At 39.9% G+C, this 16,947-nt stretch carries 17 protein-coding genes; 9 read left to right on the forward strand and 8 right to left on the reverse strand.

Annotation, left to right across the window (positions count from 1 at the left end; translation table 11 throughout):
* Nucleotides 1–17: 17 nt before the first annotated feature.
* Nucleotides 18–905 (forward strand): flavin reductase family protein, encoded by an 888-nt coding sequence (locus tag FA047_RS01090; RefSeq protein ID WP_136834146.1) that lies wholly within the window; start codon nucleotides 18–20, stop codon nucleotides 903–905.
* Nucleotides 906–922: 17 nt separating this feature from the next.
* On the opposite strand, the gene FA047_RS01095 is transcribed toward FA047_RS01090, so the two are convergent.
* The 7 genes from FA047_RS01095 to FA047_RS01125 form a co-directional block, all read right to left on the reverse strand.
* On the reverse strand, nucleotides 923–1,468 hold the full coding sequence (locus FA047_RS01095) for a C40 family peptidase (RefSeq protein WP_136834147.1): 546 nt from the start codon (nucleotides 1,466–1,468) through the stop codon (nucleotides 923–925).
* Nucleotides 1,469–1,530: 62 nt separating this feature from the next.
* Entirely contained in the window at nucleotides 1,531–2,232 is a 702-nt protein-coding gene (locus tag FA047_RS01100) for an SDR family oxidoreductase (RefSeq protein ID WP_136834148.1), read from the reverse strand.
* Nucleotides 2,233–2,294: 62 nt separating this feature from the next.
* Nucleotides 2,295–4,079 carry an aromatic amino acid hydroxylase gene (locus FA047_RS01105; protein WP_136834149.1) on the reverse strand — a complete coding sequence of 595 codons (1,785 nt, stop codon included), beginning with the start codon at nucleotides 4,077–4,079 and terminating at the stop codon, nucleotides 2,295–2,297.
* A 90-nt stretch (nucleotides 4,080–4,169) separates the two neighbouring features.
* Nucleotides 4,170–4,661 carry a GtrA family protein gene (locus FA047_RS01110; protein WP_136834150.1) on the reverse strand — a complete coding sequence of 164 codons (492 nt, stop codon included), beginning with the start codon at nucleotides 4,659–4,661 and terminating at the stop codon, nucleotides 4,170–4,172.
* Nucleotides 4,662–4,666: 5 nt separating this feature from the next.
* Nucleotides 4,667–6,595 carry an LTA synthase family protein gene (locus FA047_RS01115; protein ID WP_225872597.1) on the reverse strand — a complete coding sequence of 643 codons (1,929 nt, stop codon included), beginning with the start codon at nucleotides 6,593–6,595 and terminating at the stop codon, nucleotides 4,667–4,669.
* Nucleotides 6,596–6,667: 72 nt separating this feature from the next.
* A complete protein-coding gene (locus tag FA047_RS01120) occupies nucleotides 6,668–7,357 on the reverse strand; it encodes a CAP domain-containing protein (RefSeq protein ID WP_136834151.1) in 690 nt (229 codons plus the stop codon).
* 32 nt (nucleotides 7,358–7,389) lie between these two features.
* The gene (locus tag FA047_RS01125; RefSeq protein WP_225872598.1) at nucleotides 7,390–8,307 is read right to left on the reverse strand and encodes an aldo/keto reductase; all 918 of its coding nucleotides are present in this window, start codon (nucleotides 8,305–8,307) and stop codon (nucleotides 7,390–7,392) included.
* 397 nt (nucleotides 8,308–8,704) lie between these two features.
* Between FA047_RS01125 and FA047_RS01130 the strand changes: the two genes are divergently transcribed.
* The 5 genes from FA047_RS01130 to FA047_RS01150 all read left to right on the forward strand — a co-directional run bounded on the left by FA047_RS01130 (nucleotide 8,705) and on the right by FA047_RS01150 (nucleotide 12,200).
* Nucleotides 8,705–10,015, forward strand: a complete 1,311-nt coding sequence (locus FA047_RS01130; protein WP_136834152.1) for a M12 family metallopeptidase — start codon at nucleotides 8,705–8,707, stop codon at nucleotides 10,013–10,015.
* Between the two features lie 65 nt (nucleotides 10,016–10,080).
* On the forward strand, nucleotides 10,081–10,965 hold the full coding sequence (locus FA047_RS01135; protein WP_136834153.1) for a hypothetical protein: 885 nt from the start codon (nucleotides 10,081–10,083) through the stop codon (nucleotides 10,963–10,965).
* Nucleotides 10,966–11,129: 164 nt separating this feature from the next.
* Nucleotides 11,130–11,375 carry a PQQ-binding-like beta-propeller repeat protein gene (locus tag FA047_RS01140; RefSeq protein ID WP_136834154.1) on the forward strand — a complete coding sequence of 82 codons (246 nt, stop codon included), beginning with the start codon at nucleotides 11,130–11,132 and terminating at the stop codon, nucleotides 11,373–11,375.
* A 433-nt stretch (nucleotides 11,376–11,808) separates the two neighbouring features.
* Entirely contained in the window at nucleotides 11,809–12,066 is a 258-nt protein-coding gene (locus tag FA047_RS01145) for a porin (protein WP_136834155.1), read from the forward strand.
* Nucleotides 12,063–12,200 carry a hypothetical protein gene (locus FA047_RS01150; protein ID WP_394347549.1) on the forward strand — a complete coding sequence of 46 codons (138 nt, stop codon included), beginning with the start codon at nucleotides 12,063–12,065 and terminating at the stop codon, nucleotides 12,198–12,200. Before FA047_RS01145 ends, FA047_RS01150 begins: the two co-directional genes overlap by 4 nt.
* A 124-nt stretch (nucleotides 12,201–12,324) precedes the next feature.
* Here the strand turns inward: FA047_RS01150 and FA047_RS01155 are convergent, their stop codons facing one another.
* On the reverse strand, nucleotides 12,325–13,806 hold the full coding sequence (locus FA047_RS01155) for a glycine--tRNA ligase (protein ID WP_136834156.1): 1,482 nt from the start codon (nucleotides 13,804–13,806) through the stop codon (nucleotides 12,325–12,327).
* A gap of 105 nt (nucleotides 13,807–13,911) precedes the next feature.
* On the opposite strand from FA047_RS01155, the gene FA047_RS01160 reads away from it, so the two are divergent.
* From FA047_RS01160 to FA047_RS01170, 3 genes are all read left to right on the forward strand, one after another.
* Complete coding sequence (locus tag FA047_RS01160; RefSeq protein ID WP_136834157.1) at nucleotides 13,912–14,619, forward strand: ATP-binding cassette domain-containing protein; 708 nt, start codon at nucleotides 13,912–13,914, stop codon at nucleotides 14,617–14,619.
* Between the two features lie 311 nt (nucleotides 14,620–14,930).
* Nucleotides 14,931–15,458, forward strand: coding sequence for a hypothetical protein (locus FA047_RS01165; RefSeq protein WP_136834158.1), 528 nt, complete (start codon nucleotides 14,931–14,933; stop codon nucleotides 15,456–15,458).
* A gap of 178 nt (nucleotides 15,459–15,636) precedes the next feature.
* Nucleotides 15,637–16,947 (forward strand): AAA family ATPase, encoded by a 1,311-nt coding sequence (locus tag FA047_RS01170; protein WP_136834159.1) that lies wholly within the window; start codon nucleotides 15,637–15,639, stop codon nucleotides 16,945–16,947.

A 16,947-nucleotide genomic window follows, 5' to 3' on the forward strand; every position in this document is an offset into this window, starting at 1 on the left:
AGCAATTAATAACCTTTATGCTTACCTTAAAAACTTCAGATTTGTCCCCGATGCAATTGCAGAATTATCTTCAATATGCCATTGCACCGCGGCCAATTTGTTTTGCCACTACCATTGATCAGGCTGGAAATATCAACCTAAGTCCGTTCAGTTTTTTTAATATGTTCAGCACCAATCCACCGATGTGTATTTTTTCTCCTGCCAGAAGGGTGCGGGACAATACCACAAAACATACGTTGGAAAATGTGCTGGAGGTAAAGGAGTGTGTGATTAATATTGTCAATTACCCTATGGTACAGCAAACCAGTCTGGCCAGTACTGAATATGCTAAAGGGATTAATGAGTTTGATAAGGCCGGTTTTACCATGCTCCCATCAGATACCATTAAACCACCACGCGTAGCTGAAGCTCCAGTACAGATGGAATGTATAGTCAGAGAAGTCATTTCCCTTGGTGAACACCCTGGTGCAGGAAATCTGGTAATGGCAGAAATCAAAGTGATTCATATCAAAGAAGAAATCCTGGATGCTGATGGAAAGATCGATCAGGCGAAGATCGACCTGGTGGCACGATTGGGTGGCGATTGGTATTGCCGCGTTACTCCGGAGAGTTTATTTAAAGTAGCAAAGCCGCTAACCACTTTGGGGATAGGCGTAGATGCCTTGCCTAAGGCAGTAAGGAATTCCATGGTGCTGACCGGTAATGATCTTGGAATGCTGGGAAATGTAGAGCATTTGCCTACTGATGAAGAAATAGATGCTGTTAGAAATTCTGCCGCTGTAAAGGACATTCTGGATGCGACTATTGGTGACGCAAATAACAGGGAACGGGAGTTGCATGAGCATTCCAGGACATTGCTGAGAGAAGGAAAAGTAGCTGAGGCTTTGAAGATCGTACTGTTGTAGCACGGTTATCGTCAGTATTACAAAATGCTCACAACCTTTAAGAAGCGTTTTTTATAGAACCCCTCATTCAGGCTAGTTATGGTAACTCCTTTGGCGCCCCCTGATGAGGAATGAATGAATTTAATATCATCTCCATCAACTGAATAGATGATGCCAACATGCCCTGGAGTACGGGATCTGCTATTTGTACCGGTGAAAAGTATCACATCACCAATTTTTGCATCTTCCAGTTTTTTAGCTTCTCCGCTTAGGGCAAAATCTCTCGAAGATCTGGGTACTTTAAAACCAAAATTACTGAATACATAATTTACAAAGCCTGAACAATCAAATCCTCTTTTAGGACTGCTTGATGCCGTTCTGTACCTGATGCCAAGCATAGATTTTGCAAATTCAAGTAACTTATTTGGCGACGTTTCGGGAATATTGGTTTTGTTTTTTTGCTCAGGCAACTGTTTGCTTAGCCTGTTTACCAACTCCCGGTATTCGAGTGGTACAGTGGTTTGCGCTTTGCCTGCCCACACACTAAAAAAAGCTATACTGAATAGAATAATGGTTTTCTTCATATCAATTTGGCTAAAGGTATTAAAAATATCCTTTACCCCTAAAAATGTTGATAACTTGTTGGTTATGGCGTTGTTACCGCTACAGGAAGCGTTTTTCCATTGAAGAACTTATGACCGGTCCTTGCAAAATCGGCTATATATTTGCCCATTTCGAAAGCCATTACCGGCGATTCGTAGCCAGGAAATGCTTGCTCCAGCATCTCAGTTTGTGCAGATCCAAGCGCCAGGCAATTGACTTTTATCCCTGTTTCGCCGAGTTCGAAAGCCAGACATTCAGTCATGGTATGCAGTGCTGCTTTACTCGAAGAGTATGCTGCCAGACCCGGAAATTTAACACTACCCTGAAAACCGCCCATGCTGCCAATATTTACAATATGTCCGCCACTTTTCATTAAAGGAACCACATTCTTAATCATATTGAAATGTCCCATTACGTTACTCTCCAGCATTTGCCACATGTCTGATTCAGTGGTTTCCATAAATGGTTTGTTGACCAGCGAACCTGCATTATTGATCAGGATATCGACCTGTCCAAGGCGTTCTGTTAAAAATGGGACCAATGCGGTATAGTCATCTTTTACAATGTCAAATTCTACTGGTAATAAAGTGCAATCAGGGTTGATGCCTTTTGCTATTTCTAAAAGCTTGCGCAACTTATCAGCCGAACGGGCGATACAAACCACTTTGTTTTCACTGCTCAATGTAAATTCCAATGCAGCTTCAAAACCAATTCCGCTGCTTGCACCTGTTAATATTATATTCATTTATTTTTTAATTTTAATAAACACCACGTCATCCTGAATTCATTTCAGGATCCCGCAATGCACTAATCCTCTTCGGTAATCAGCTGACTTACCGGATTTGCAATTACATGAAGCCCATCACTAATCAGTTTCTTATGATCAGGTTCTACTCCCGCTTTAAGTTCCAGGTAAATCTGTACCTCTTTTTCCAGATCAGGATACAATTGTTTATGATGCAGTATTTCTAAAATCTCCAGCGCAGAAAGCCAGTCATAACGATGTTCCGCTTTTAAAGCACTAAATAGCGCTGGCAGCATTTCGTAACCAGTTTGATTTTCCCTGATCAACCGGACATTTCTATAAATTTCATGAAGTTTCTGGGTCTTCTCATCGTATGCGATTTTATGCGTCTGTTTGTTACTTACATGAGTGATTTCTTCATAAGCATCTTTGTCTGCCGCGCCGTTGTATACGGAAAGGATCTTTTCTCCAACAGCCATGTCATATGTGCCCCATTCCGGCTGGAACAGCACATTGCCATTGCTTTCTTTAACCGTACAATCCTCAAATGTGATCAGCGTAGTTTTTCCATTGTGCTGATGGATCTTAGTTATCAGCCCTTTTACGGAGATTCCACTTTCAAAATCAAGTTCTGCTTTGTGCTGCAATTTTATGCCATAAGTCAGCAGTGCAGAGCCATCCATATCTTCAATTGCAATGGCTATTCCTTTCAATTTACCTACGGGAGATGAGAAACCATCCTTGTGATATAATTTTCCATGTCCTTCCAGTTGTTTTCCAGCTACAGCCAATGCAGATGGGCCGGTAGTTTTGATAAAAGTAAGCTGATCCTGCTGATCAATTCCCATATCGGTGAAAGTGCCGGTAACCTGAAGCCCGGAACTATATACCGCAGTTGCCGGATTTTTACATTCAATCGCCTTGATTATACCTTCCGAACCTCCGCGTCTGAAAGCCATTGTATCGGCAAACGCCTCGAGAACATCGATCAGGTTCTGGAAAGTTTCGGTAACGAATAACTGAGGTTGAGGCTTAGTAATGTCATATGCATAATTAACCGTATCCAGGTTATACCATAATTTTTTAACATCAGCTTTCATGCATGATGAGCTTTCACCTATAGATGAAAGTAAACCGGCACCATAAATTTTAGGATTTTCCAATGTTCCGATTAACCCGTATTCTACAGTCCACCAATGCAGCCTGCCCAATAGTGCCATTTCAGAAGGTTCACCCATGTTCTCTGATATCTGCTGTAAGTGCTTTTCGGCTTTTGCAATTTCCTGCTCAGGCGCATCAACTGCCTCTTTTAAAATAGAGAGGTGACGAATTGCCTCATACAGTTCAAAATCTTTGGAAGAAAACATGGCCTTTGCACCGATAGATCCAAAATAACTCAGGTAATTGTTGTAATCTGTATCCGCGATAATAGGGGCATGGCCTGCTGATTCATGAATGATATCAGGAGCAGGCGTATATTCAATGTGGTTGATCTGCCTGATGTCTGCCGCAATAACCAGCACCCTATAAGCCTGGTATTCCATAAATGCAGCAGGAGGGATAAATCCATCTACCGTAACAGCACCCCAGCCAATTTTTCCAAGGTTATCATTCATTGTCTGCAAATCAGGGATATATTCGATGCTCAGACCTGCACGCTGCAATCCTTTGATATAAGGATAGTAAGCTACGTGTTTTAAATAACTATAATTCTGGCGCATTACATATCTCCATACCGCCTGATCTACTGGAGTATATTTTTCATAATGCTGCTCTACAATAAATTGCCTCAAATGCCTTGGCAGTTTAGCTACTTGTGGATTATTAAAGTCATTAAAATCGCTCATCGTAAGTATCTCTTATTATTAGGCTAAGTTACCGCAAAACTCAGCTTTAAACAAATAAATGCCGTGCAATAACCTTAAAATGAGATTTAGCTAATGATGTTTTTTAACCCTGAAAGTAAAGTGTTTTTGGAGGAAATAACTGCATAGTGACAATGTAATCGTAATAAAAGCCTGTGATATAGACGGGTAGAAATGCAGACCCTCCACCATATATTTTAGCATCGCAAAATTTAATCCCAGATTGATACCCATCACCGCCGCATACCTGAACATCTGTACCCTCCCCTTAAGGTTGGACTTGGTAAATATAAGGTATTTGTTTAACGTAAAACCCCACAAGAAAGACGCAAATGTGCTGATGACCAGTGCTAAAGAGTGTCCTGTAATGAGCTTAGGTAAAAACGGAAAATCTACCTGTACGTTTTCCTGGTGTAAGATCCAGTTGTAGGCAATATAATAGGAAATAATGCCGCACAATGCAGTTGAACCACCTGAAACTATATACCTGAAAGTGTGGATCGGCAACCAGCGTGAAAAGGGCGGATAAAAGAAATCTATAAGTTTGATCAGGGATTTGCGCATGAACTTTATTCGGCTGTAAGTTTATTGTCGATCATCCGGTTGTTGTATTGTTGCACAAATGCTTTTAAATACTTCTCCATCTTACCTGCAACTAACGGTTCTTTCTCTAATATGTTGTTTTTAGTCAAACGATCTGTTTTCAGATTATACAGTGCAATGTTTAGTTTGCCATCATTGACAAGCAAATAATCACCCCGATAAAAGCTAAAATTACCATCGTTGTTGTTCACCACAAAGTTATCATTACCTTTTGCAAAAGCATCAAAACCCAGGGCAAAATAAGGCTTGTCGTAATGTAAATAATTCAGTACAGTAGGCATGATGTCGATTTGCTGTACGTTTTTGTCGGCCTTTCCTTTCAAATCCCCGCCCGGGTAATAAAGCACAATTGGAATAGAGAAATAGCCTGGTGTAGTCTGATATTCCGGGAAATAAGAAACTGTTGCATGATCTGCGCAAAGCACAAACAGCGTATTTTTGTACCATGGCATAGTTGATGCAGTTTTAAAAAACTTACGCAATGCCATATCTGTATAGCCCAATACCTCCTGCACGGGGAGTGGACCTTTTGGGAATTTACCTACGTATTCGTCGGGCAATCTGAAGGGATGGTGCGAGGACAAAGAGAAAAAGCTGGAGAAAAATGGTTGCTTCAGCGTATTCATGGTTTCTGCCATGTATTGCATAAAAGGATCGTCCCATATGCCCCATGTACCGTCAGAGTCGCCGCTTTTTTTATATTCGTTCTGACCAAAATAGTGTTTAATTCCTGCGAGATTGGTATAAGAGGAGAAGCCCATAGACCCATTTGGTGCTCCATGGAAAAATGCGGTTTCATAGCCTTCATCACTCAATAACTTGGCTATACTGGTGGTTTTGTTGCCAGAATAAACAGAAAGTACAAAGGGTTCCCTGATTGAAGGAATCCCTGAAATTACCGAAGGCAGCGCATCAATGGATTTCCTGCCATTGGCATAAGTATGGGTAAATGTAAAACTCTGTGATACCAGCGAGTCAATGAAAGGAGTATAGCCCTTATAAGTCCCCCCTGCAAGGTCGGTATTTAAACTGCCTACATGTTCCTTGCCCAGACTTTCGATGATCAGAAACACAACGTTCAGCTTCTTGAACTTACCTGTGTCTGCAGGCATGTGTACAGGATTGTATATCGTATTTAATTCTTCCTGACTGTAATAGTTGACTGGCTTTAATTTGGAAGCTTTTAATGTTCTGAAAATACAGAATGGGGTATTGAGCACAAGGCTCATCTGGTCAGGAGTATCAACAAACTCTCCGGCATTACTCAGCGTAATCGGACGGGTACCAAAACCCCAGCCACCCCTGATGCCAGTAAGACAAGCAAGCGCGATCACCACCATCAAAGCGGTATGCAATACATATACCGGCCATGTAAACTGAACCGCCGGCTTAATTTTTACGAGATCATATAACTTTACAAAAGCCCATATAAACACGATAAAAAGCAGCAGTAGGTACCAATAGTCACCTAAAAAATCAATAAAGAGTTTGAATTTGTTCTGTTCATTGCTAAACTGGCTGAAGACAGTAGCTGTCGTTCTTTTAAGTGTGTATTTAAAGTATGCGAAGTCAGCAAAATTCGCTAAAATCCCAAGGCTGTTTGAAATGATGAACAACCATTTACAAAATCGCTGATAACCCTCTTTATACCTGAAAGGAAAAGGGATGACATTCATCAGAATAAAGATCAGGTTGATATACAGCAGGGCCGACAGATCGAATTTCAATCCCCCATACATCATATACAAGTATTTAGGGAAGTTGATGTGTTGAAACAATCCGTGATTAAACAAATAGAAACCTAAGCGACAAAGAGTATATAAAACCATTACGGTCAGGAAACGATAGGCAAGCGCGACGTAAAGGTTTACTGTTGTGGTTTGTTTTGTTTTCAACTGCAGTGATTTGATGCAGCGAATTTAAGGATTTGCAAATGATTTATTAAAGATATCTTAATATCAGGTATTTCACCTTGGAAGTGCTACAAAGTCAGTTACAGAACAGTATCTGTAGCCTTTGTGTGGCTGAATACTCACGCCTACAAAATTGAATTTAGAACTTGAATTTAGGATGATTTTTCGATGTCCTAAATCTGAAACGCCTTTATCCAGCAATAACATACATACATTTCCTAACCCTGTAGGATATCCAAAAGCAAGGTTTTCTCCGAGGGATTTTTTTGGATACATACTATAGATCCTGTCCTTTACACTTCGCCCGTCCCTGGAAGTATGAGCAGCATAGTTATACTTGTTCATGTCCTTTGCATGCTGCCTGGAAACCCAGCTCAGCGCTTCATCAGGATACAGCATATCAAGGTTTTTAACCTGTTTCAGATCCCGTTCCAGGCTGATGTAATAATGACTGTTCCTGTCAATTCTCAGCTCCTTATAGTTGCTATATTTGGTCATCTGCCTGTTGTATGAATTCGCAAACTCCTGAAAATAGGTATTGAAAAACTTTTCACCATCCAGCCGGGCCAGGTTCATATACATGACAAGGTCCTTTTCCTCTCCACTAAGATAAGTAGCGGTTTTGGCTGTATTAGCCATCTGTAATTCATCTCTCGACCAGGTATTTCCCTGCAAAGTGTTGTTATCAGTAGAGGGGGTCAGTAGACCTGCAAACAGTAAAATCAGCAAAGCAAAGGGTTTCATGCCAACTCTTATGCAAAAGCGAGGCCATTTCCTTAATGATTCGCTATAGAAACATTATAAAGTTCGTACCAGTCCTGATGATCGAGCTCAATATCAAAAGCATTTACCGCATTTTTGATCCTTTGCTCATTGGTAGTTCCTATCAATGGCAATGCGCCAAGTTTTACGAGCCATGCAACGGCAAGTGATTCAATATCAGCATTATATTTGATGCTTAGTTCTTCAAGTTTAGCACGTACTTTTGTCGCTTTCTCATCATTGCCGGTAGCAATTCTGCCTTCTGCAAGAGGGGCATAAGCAAGTGGACGCATATAACGTTGTTTGATATAATCAAGCTGACCATTGTCGAGTGCTTGTGTACTTAGCAAGTTCAGTTCAATATGATTAGTGACAATGGGTTTGGTCAGAATAGAGGCAAGCAACTGATGCTGAAAAACTGAAAAATTGGCTACGCCGATACTTCTGATCTTACCTGAATCTTTGAGTTTTTCCAATGTTAGGGCTGTTTCTTCAAGATTAGAAATGGGATCCAGCTTATCCAGTAAAAAAATATCCAGGTAATCAGTTCTTAGTTTTCTAAGGGATGATTCTACACTTTTAGTGATGTGTTCAGCGGAAGTATTGTAATGTTTTACCCTAATGTCCGGATTTTGAGGGTGAGGTACCCTTAGTCCACATTTTGAAAACAATACCACATCTTCTCTTTTAAAAGATCCTTCTTTAAGCAGTTCACCAAACAGTTCTTCGCATTTGTAAGATCCATAGCTATCACCATGTTCAAATGTATTGATGCCCAATTCGAGGCATAGGTGTACAATCCTTTTTAAAACATTGCCAGCATCTTTTACTTCATCCCATCTGTAAAAACCGTAAACCGCAGGGGAAACTTTAGGGCCTGCATCCCCCATATATATCTTTTGCATGTGCTTATCTTCTCTAATTGGGCTCAATGTCGTTTTTTTTCCTGAATATTTCAAAAGAGGTTTGAATTAATCATTGTTGTCCCGTTGTGCATTCTACCTCCTTTCGCTGTGCTTTCGTATAACTATAACTAAAATGAAATCATCATATAGTCGCTGTACAACCGTTCGGAAAGCTTTGGCCCTTCCAACCCTTGAGCAACCCTTATGAAGGGATTGTAAAGAGCTTTTGTAGATGCGAGCACATGTCGAAGGCAGGGCGGACGCATGCTAACTTATAAGATGAAAATCTTCATATAAACAGTTGTAATTGCTTTTGTTAATATTATTTTTATTATTAATAAAAAATTTGTTTGTTTATATATTATTTAGAAATTTAATTTAAGTACCATTAAATGTAATCTAATCAACCCTAAATCCCTATTCAATGAAAAATTTAATCAAAATCTGCATGATGTTGCTGTTATGTGCGACATTCTATGCCTGTAAAAAAAATGTAGAAACTTCTGATCCAGTAGAAAACGGAGCTATCTCTTCAAGTAAAAAAGGAGATTCACTCATTCACAAATTAACGATTGATGGAAAACTGAATTATATAGTGGAAGTCGACGGTATATACTATTTTGCCGATGACATCATCATCAGCAAAGAGCAATTTAATACGCTGAAAAAACTTACAGCTGACTTGTCTACACAGGAAAGAAGTACCATTGTACAGGACTTCGCAGCAACATGGCCGAATTCTAAAGCATATTATCAGTATCCTGATCCAGCGACAATGACTGCTGCCCAGCATACCTCTTTTGTAAACACAATCAATACTGCACTCGGTAATATTACTACAGCTACAGGCATCCAGTTTGAAGAAAGAACCACTCAGACTGAATACATGAAATTTGTAAAATCTACCGGCAACAATTCGCCGCTGGGCTGGCAAAAAAACAGGGTAAATACTGTCAATCTTTACAATTATAACCACATAGGCATTACTATGCATGAAGTTATGCACTCGTTGGGCATCATGCACGAGCAATGCAGACCTGACAGAGACCAATATGTGATTGTGTATCTGACAAAAGTCCAGTCAGGATATGAGCATAATTATAACCTGTTTCTAAATTATGGCGGGCATGGCGCTTTTGACTTTGGCTCAGTGATGCTTTATTCTTCCACCAGTTTTGCTATAAATAACAATCAGCCGCCTATGACCAGGCTGGATGGTTCTACATTCGTTGGACAAAGAGCTGCCTTATCTGCCGGTGATATTGCTGGCTTAAAAAGTCTGTATTTCCCGATGGATATAAGCGGGGTTTACAGGGTAACTCCAGCCAGTATTGCGTCAAAATCTCTGGACATTTATGGCGGCAGCGCGGCTGATGGCACCAGAGTAATTATCTGGACTTCTCATCAGGCTAACAACCAAAGGTTTCAGTTTACCAAAGTTGAACACGGATATTATCAAATTAAATCCGTACTGGATCCTGCAAAAGTATTAACTGTAAAGAATGCGGCCACCGCCAGCGGAACTCAAGTAGAATTGCGGACAAATGCAAACGCCAGTCACCAAAAATTCAAGCTTTACAATGCTGGAAATCTTGGATTTAGTTTTGCACCACTGCATGCTACTGGATTGAGACTGGAATTGAGCGGACAAGGTACTGCTGATGGTACTAACATAGTGGTGAGTACTTCCAATACCAGTTCTCAGGCGCAAAAATTTAATCTGACTAAATTTTAAATCTATTTAAACCTCATGCAAGTTGGTACTTGTAGCATGGGGTTTATTTACTTAAAAATACGATTTTGAAAACTGTAATATTTTCAATCATTTTAATGTGCGTTACTTCTGCTGCTTTTTCTCAGCAACAGAAATTCACAGTTTCTTTAAATACGGGACTATTCAGAGAAGACTTCAATTGGTCTATCGCGGGTAATATGGATGGTAAAAATCCAAATGTTTTATCTGAACTGATATGGAAAAATTTAGAGGGAATCCAATACAACATCAATTCCAGCTATTTTTTGTCTTCTAAAATAGCCCTAAATGCCAGCTTCACATATGGTAGAATAAGTGAAGGGAAGGTTAACGACTCAGATTATTTAGAAGACAACAGAAAGCAATCTGTATTTGATGAATCCTTTTTGAGCAATAAAGGCTACCATCAAAGTGCAAATTTTAATGTGCTTATGAAGCGCGATTTAACCCGGAAAATAGCGGTAACTGCCTTATTCGGATATGATAATTTAGTTCAAAAACTCTATTTACTGGAAGATCCCAATCATCCTACTGATGAAAATTTAAACTCTTATTACAAAAATTCATGGGATGGATTGCAAATTGGTTTTGATGTAAGATATTCAATAGGTAAAGTTTCATTTTCAGGAGAAGCAAGAGCAGGGTATTATAAATATAACGCTATTGCAAACTGGAATTTAGTCCCGAACTTTAAAAAGCCAATAAGCTTTGAACACAAAGCAAATGCCTATAAATATGGGGGCAGCTTGCATGTATCGTATTTAATAACCAGGCAATTAGAAATCAACAGTGGCTTAGATTGTACTTACGGCGCAAGTTTAGCAGGAAGGGATTATGCGTATTTTACTGATGAGCGCACTGCTACCACAAAATTTAATGGTGCAGAGTTAAAAAGCAGCTTTGTTGAGCTAGGTTTGAGTTTTAATTTTTAAACCAATGCTGGAAGATAGTTTACTTGTTGTAAACTTTTAAGGTTAAAATCTGAGTATGCTTAGGCCTTTGGGAGTGAAATTTAATGAAAAGATAATATCTGCGTTGCATCCGGACTTTTTATAATACATCATCATGTCAACGGCCAGGAACGGAGTCGTAGCCTATGATATCAATAACCTTAAAGGAAGTCTGGAATAGGCCTGTAGGCAATGCATTGGTTTATTCAGCGCCTTACACCGGTTCTGAATCCGGAACAGTAGAGAGCTCTGTGGTGCTTCATCAGGGTAAATTACTTTTTGGTGCTTCTGATGGCTATTTTTACGTATTGGAGCAACATTCAGGAAAAGTACTTAAGAAAATAAACCTCGGTGCACCGGTATTTGCAGATATAACCATAGATAAAGCATAGCATATATCGCGGACTTCGCAGGAAATGTTTATGCGATTGGTAATCTTTAATTAAAAGTCATTTTTAAGAAGAGGATGACGAACGTAACTTTTCGACTGCCTCTTCTTAATTAATGGGATGTAAGTTTTGTATTAGAAGCTGATATGCATTATTAATAAAAGTAACCTGCATCACTATAGGTTATCAAAATTTTTTAGTAATTTTCTTTTATCGAAAACAGTGCATGACTCATCCCCCAATTATGACATGCCGTTCTCTAATCTTAAGCATTCTGTTATTCTGTAGTCCAGTTGTTAGTATTGCCAAGGGCATCAACCTACCTGTATCTGAAAAAGCGAAGATTAACTTTTCTGGCATGATGCAGACACAGTTCAATTATTCATTGGATAAGGACATATACATTAAGGGATTACATCATTCTGGCGCTGAATGAATTTCCCACAACTCATTTTCAGTAAAGTGGGCAAGGCTGCAATTGAATGCTACGATCAACGACAGGATCAATGCGGTGATCCTGGTGAATTTTGGAGATTTCACAGGTAATCCCCAGAATAAGGTATTGGAGAATGCATTCATTAAGTACAGTATAAATGACTATGTGAATTTTCAATTCGGACAGTTCAGGCAACAATTTGGACAGGAGGATAATTATCCGGTCGATCCAGAAAAAGAGCACTTTCTATGGTCATGAAAATGGACGAAGAGCAGTTTGGGCATTGCAGTAACACAGAAGCCTGTGAAGTAGAATGTCCGCAAGGAATATCGGTATTGAATATAGCCAGAATGAACTGGGAGTATATGCTGAGTAGTGTTTTGAAAAAGTAAAGAATGGTATTTTGCATTTATCTTAAACACACTCGTACTTCTCGAACTCATGTGAGAGATCTCTTGAACTATACATAAACAAGAGATCTCTCACATGAGTTCGAGATGACGAGTGCTTACAATATTATCTCAACAATGTCTTCCAGCTTGTTTTGTTGCTGATCAGGTCGTACAGATCTTTGATTTCTATTCTCTGTTGCTCCATCGTATCACGGTGACGGATAGTCACTGTATCATCTTCTAGTGTCTGATGATCAATCGTTAAGCAAAAAGGAGTACCGATGGCATCTTGTCTGCGGTAGCGCTTGCCAATAGCATCTTTCTCTTCGTAAATACAGTTGAAGTCGAGCTTCAGGCTATCCATGACTTCTCTTGCTTTTTCAGGCAGGCCATCTTTTTTAGTCAATGGGAATATCGCTACTTTGATAGGGGCAAGGCATGGGTGCAACCGAAGTAATGTTCTGCTGTCCTGTCTTTCTTCTGTGCTCAGGTCTTCTTCTTCCAAAGCATTGATCAGCGTAAGCAGGAACATACGGTCCAGACCAATCGACGTCTCGATTACATAAGGCACATAGTTTCCGTAAGGCTTTCCGTTTTCATCAAGTTCAGCATCAAAATACTGCATTTTCTTACCAGAGAATTCCTGGTGCTGCGACAGATCGAAATCTGTACGGCTGTGGATACCTTCTACTTCTTTGAATCCGAATGGGAATTCAAATTCGATGTCAGTAGCAGCATTGGCGTAATGAGCCAACTTCACATGATCATGGTAACGGTATTTTTCGGCTGGTGTACCCAGCGCTTTATGCCATTTAAGACGTGCTTCTTTCCAGTATTCAAACCATTTTTTGTCCTCACCCGGACGCACAAAGAATTGCATTTCCATTTGTTCAAACTCACGCATACGCATGATGAACTGGCGTGCGATCACTTCATTTCTGAATGCTTTTCCGATCTGGGCAATTCCGAAAGGGATTTTCATTCTTCCGGATTTTTGAACGTTCAGGAAGTTAACAAAGATACCCTGGGCAGTCTCCGGTCTTAAATATACTTCTTCAGAACCTTCGGCCATGGCACCAAACTGTGTGCTGAACATCAGGTTGAACTGACGTACATCTGTCCAGTTTTTAGTTCCGCTTACCGGGCAGGCAATCTCATGTTCCTCTATAAGTGTTTTTAACTGTGGAAGGTCTTCTGCCTTAAGGGCATCATCCATATCAGTTTGCAGCTTTGCAGCCTTATCAGTTTTACCGTCTTTTTCATAACGGGCTATTTTGTCTTCCAGTAGTTGATCGGCACGATAGCGTTTTTTAGAATCTTTATTGTCGATCATGGGATCGTTAAACCCATCAACGTGACCACTGGCTTTCCAGATTTTTGGATGCATAAAAATTGCAGAATCAATACCTACAATGTTTTCATGCATTTGTACCATGGCTTTCCACCAATAAGTTTTGATGTTGTTCTTCAATTCAGCACCTAACTGCCCGTAATCGTATACAGCACTTAGTCCATCATATATTTCGCTGCCCTGAAATACAAAACCATATTCCTTTGCGTGTGATATTACATTTTTAAATTGCTCGTCGTTAGTATTTTTTGCCATAATGGTGCAAACTTAGATAAAATATTTTAATGGTTTTCATGAATGCAAGCGTGATTTTTCTACTTTTGAAGGAGATCTCATCAGCGAACGTAAAATTTAATTCAATTGAGCATTAAGGTACAACATTTAAGTAAATATTACGACAAGCAAAAGGCTGTTGATGCGATTAGTTTTGAGGCCGGTCCAGGTAAGATACTTGGATTTCTGGGGCCGAATGGCGCAGGGAAGTCTACCACCATGAAAATGCTCACAGGTTACTTACAACCCAGTTCCGGCTCAGCGCAGCTCTGCGGATATGATACACAATCTCAAAGTCTCGAAGTAAAGCGTGTGCTGGGGTATTTGCCAGAGCATACACCATTATATGCAGACATGTATGTAAAGGAATTTCTGACCTTCGTGGCCAATACTTACGGACTTAAAGATGTCAGCAAAAAAGTGCAGGATACCGTAGAATTGGTCGGACTGTCTGCTGAACAACACAAAAAAATCCAGATGTTGTCTAAAGGCTACAAACAGCGTGTCGGCCTTGCACAGGCAATCATCCACGATCCGGAGGTGCTGATACTGGATGAACCGACTTCAGGTCTTGATCCCAATCAGCTTACCGACATCAGGGAACTGATCAAGAAACTGGGTAGGAATAAAACGGTTATACTTTCTACGCATATCATGCAGGAAGTAGAAGCAATATGTGACATAGTGATCATCATCAATAAAGGGCAGATTGTAGCAAATGCTACCATTGCTGAACTCCGGGAAACACATCAGCTCCAGTCATTAGAAGAAATATTCAGGAAGCTTACTTCTTGATCACTGTGTATAGTCAATTTAAAATTAAATCTATAACCTGTATAGCTATATAGGGATAAGACATTATAGCAGTTGAGCTGCTATTTTCTCTTGCTTTTGTCTTGCTCAAGCAAGAAAAACCCAAGTTTTCGTCAATAGTCTAGCCAAATGAAATTAAAGAGAAGAATATAACCCTTTAGGTAAGAGACATAAAAGTAAAGGCTAAGGATTGGTCACAGGATTGGGTTACACTTTTTAGAATTTTCTTTCGAGATGTTTGTAACGATTGGCAGCATTTTTGCGTCTAAGCCATAAATTAAATAATTAATCACATGAAAAAATTATTATTACTAACAGCAGTTGCAGGTTTATTTGCGTTTTCTAGTGTAAATGCACAAACTAAAGCTCCTAAATTAAGTGTAGGCGCTGAATTCGCTTTCCCAATGGGAGATTTTGGTGATGTAGCAGATTTCGGTTTTGGCGGTTCATTACAGTATCAACACCCTGTTGCAGCAAATTTATTGTTAACTGGTAGCGCTGGCTATACAAATTTTAAATTTAAAGATTATGACGTTGCAGGTGTAACTATTAAAGGCGGAAATTCTGCGGCTATTCCGGTTAAAGCTGGTGCCAGATACTATTTCGGTGAAAACTTCTTTGCAGCAGGGGAACTAGGTGCTGCATTTCCTACTAAGGATGGAGGTTCAACAGCATTTGTTTACACCCCAGGTATTGGTGTTGACTTTGCAGTAGCTGATAAAGGTTCGGTCGAATTAGGAGCACGCTATGAAGCTTGGTCGGCTAACTCGTCAACCAGCGGTTTCATTGGTTTAAGACTAGCTTATAACATCGGTTTATAGTTATCTACCTCTAATATTGAAAAGGCTTTCGGAATATCCGGAGGCCTTTTTTTATGTTACTTTTATTTTTAACAGATTACTGAAATGTGTTCAGGCATTAAAGTAAACCCTTCATATTGTTTTGAATATAACAAATCTAATGATAGATTTGGTTGTTTAGAGAAACATTAGATTGAACATGGACGATAATACAATTGACAGTTTAAGACAGGCTTTAGAGCATTCTCCTGGCAATATTCCGTTAAAGCACTTAATAGCCGAAACCTTATTGGCATTAAACAGGCTTGATGAAGCAGAATCTGAATACAAATCTCTTCTAAAGACAGCTAACGATGTGAAGTCTAAAGTTGGACTTGCAAAAGTTTACTTTAAGAAAGCGAGCTATTCAGCATGCAACGTGATTTTAGAGGAAGTTATTGAAAACGGAACTCATGATGTTGAGGTGTTTACGTTGTATGCAAAAGGCCTGTTGAAAGAAAACTCACCATCAAAGGCCATGGATGCTTATAAAAAAGCGCTGACCATAGACCCAAAGTACTTTGACGAAGAACTTGACAATCAATTGCGTTCAAGAGGAACTCAGGACATTCAATATGCAGAAGAGGAAGAAGATGACAACCGGTTTTTACAGAAGCCAAATGTAAATTTCAGTGATGTAGGAGGAATGGATGCGGTAAAAAAGGAAATAGAGCTTAAAATTATAAAGCCGTTGCTTCACCCTGAGCTTTATAAAGCTTATGGAAAAAAAATCGGTGGAGGGATTTTGCTTTATGGCCCTCCAGGCTGCGGTAAAACATTTATAGCGAAGGCTACTGCTGGGCAAGTTGATGCTAAATTTATCAGCGTGAGCCTGAATGATATTTTAGACATGTGGATTGGCAATAGCGAAAAGAACCTTCATGAGATATTTGAACTGGCGAGAAACAACACTCCGTGTGTATTGTTCATCGATGAGATAGATGCTTTAGGTGCCAGCAGGAGCGACATGAAGCAGTCGGCCGGCAGACATCTGATTAACCAGTTTCTACAGGAATTGGATGGAATCGACCATACAAATGAGGGCGTTTTGGTCATCGGGGCAACCAACACTCCCTGGAGCTTAGACCCGGCGTTCAGGCGTCCGGGGAGATTTGACAGGATTGTATTTGTGCCGCCGCCTGATGCAAGTACAAGGGAATCCATCTTGCGGCTGAAACTTAACAATAAACCTACCGGCACGATAGATCTTCAAAATATAGCGAAGAAAGCAGAACACTATTCTGGAGCCGACATCGATGCCATCATTGATATTGCCATTGAACAGAAGCTTGAAGCCTCATTTATAGATGGCATTCCAAAGCCCCTGGAAACACAGGATTTGATAAATGCTTTGAAAAAACATAAACCCAGCACGCAGGAGTGGTTTTCCACAGCTAAGAATTTTGCCATGTTTGCAAATGATTCAGGGCTATACGATGACATACTAAACTATTTGAGAATTAAAAAGTAA

It is taken from the genome of Pedobacter frigoris, from assembly GCF_005116445.1.
GTDB lineage: Bacteria > Bacteroidota > Bacteroidia > Sphingobacteriales > Sphingobacteriaceae > Pedobacter > Pedobacter frigoris.

Coding starts and splice junctions, on each gene's coding strand:
- FA047_RS01090 (WP_136834146.1), top strand. CDS start 18: ATGCTTACCTTAAAAACTTCAGATTTGTCCCCGATGCAATTGCAGAAT.
- FA047_RS01095 (WP_136834147.1), bottom strand. CDS start 1,468: ATGAAGAAAACCATTATTCTATTCAGTATAGCTTTTTTTAGTGTGTGG.
- FA047_RS01100 (WP_136834148.1), bottom strand. CDS start 2,232: ATGAATATAATATTAACAGGTGCAAGCAGCGGAATTGGTTTTGAAGCT.
- FA047_RS01105 (WP_136834149.1), bottom strand. CDS start 4,079: ATGAGCGATTTTAATGACTTTAATAATCCACAAGTAGCTAAACTGCCA.
- FA047_RS01110 (WP_136834150.1), bottom strand. CDS start 4,661: ATGCGCAAATCCCTGATCAAACTTATAGATTTCTTTTATCCGCCCTTT.
- FA047_RS01120 (WP_136834151.1), bottom strand. CDS start 7,357: ATGAAACCCTTTGCTTTGCTGATTTTACTGTTTGCAGGTCTACTGACC.
- FA047_RS01130 (WP_136834152.1), top strand. CDS start 8,705: ATGAAAAATTTAATCAAAATCTGCATGATGTTGCTGTTATGTGCGACA.
- FA047_RS01140 (WP_136834154.1), top strand. CDS start 11,130: ATGATATCAATAACCTTAAAGGAAGTCTGGAATAGGCCTGTAGGCAAT.
- FA047_RS01150 (WP_394347549.1), top strand. CDS start 12,063: ATGAAAATGGACGAAGAGCAGTTTGGGCATTGCAGTAACACAGAAGCC.
- FA047_RS01155 (WP_136834156.1), bottom strand. CDS start 13,806: ATGGCAAAAAATACTAACGACGAGCAATTTAAAAATGTAATATCACAC.
- FA047_RS01165 (WP_136834158.1), top strand. CDS start 14,931: ATGAAAAAATTATTATTACTAACAGCAGTTGCAGGTTTATTTGCGTTT.
- FA047_RS01170 (WP_136834159.1), top strand. CDS start 15,637: ATGGACGATAATACAATTGACAGTTTAAGACAGGCTTTAGAGCATTCT.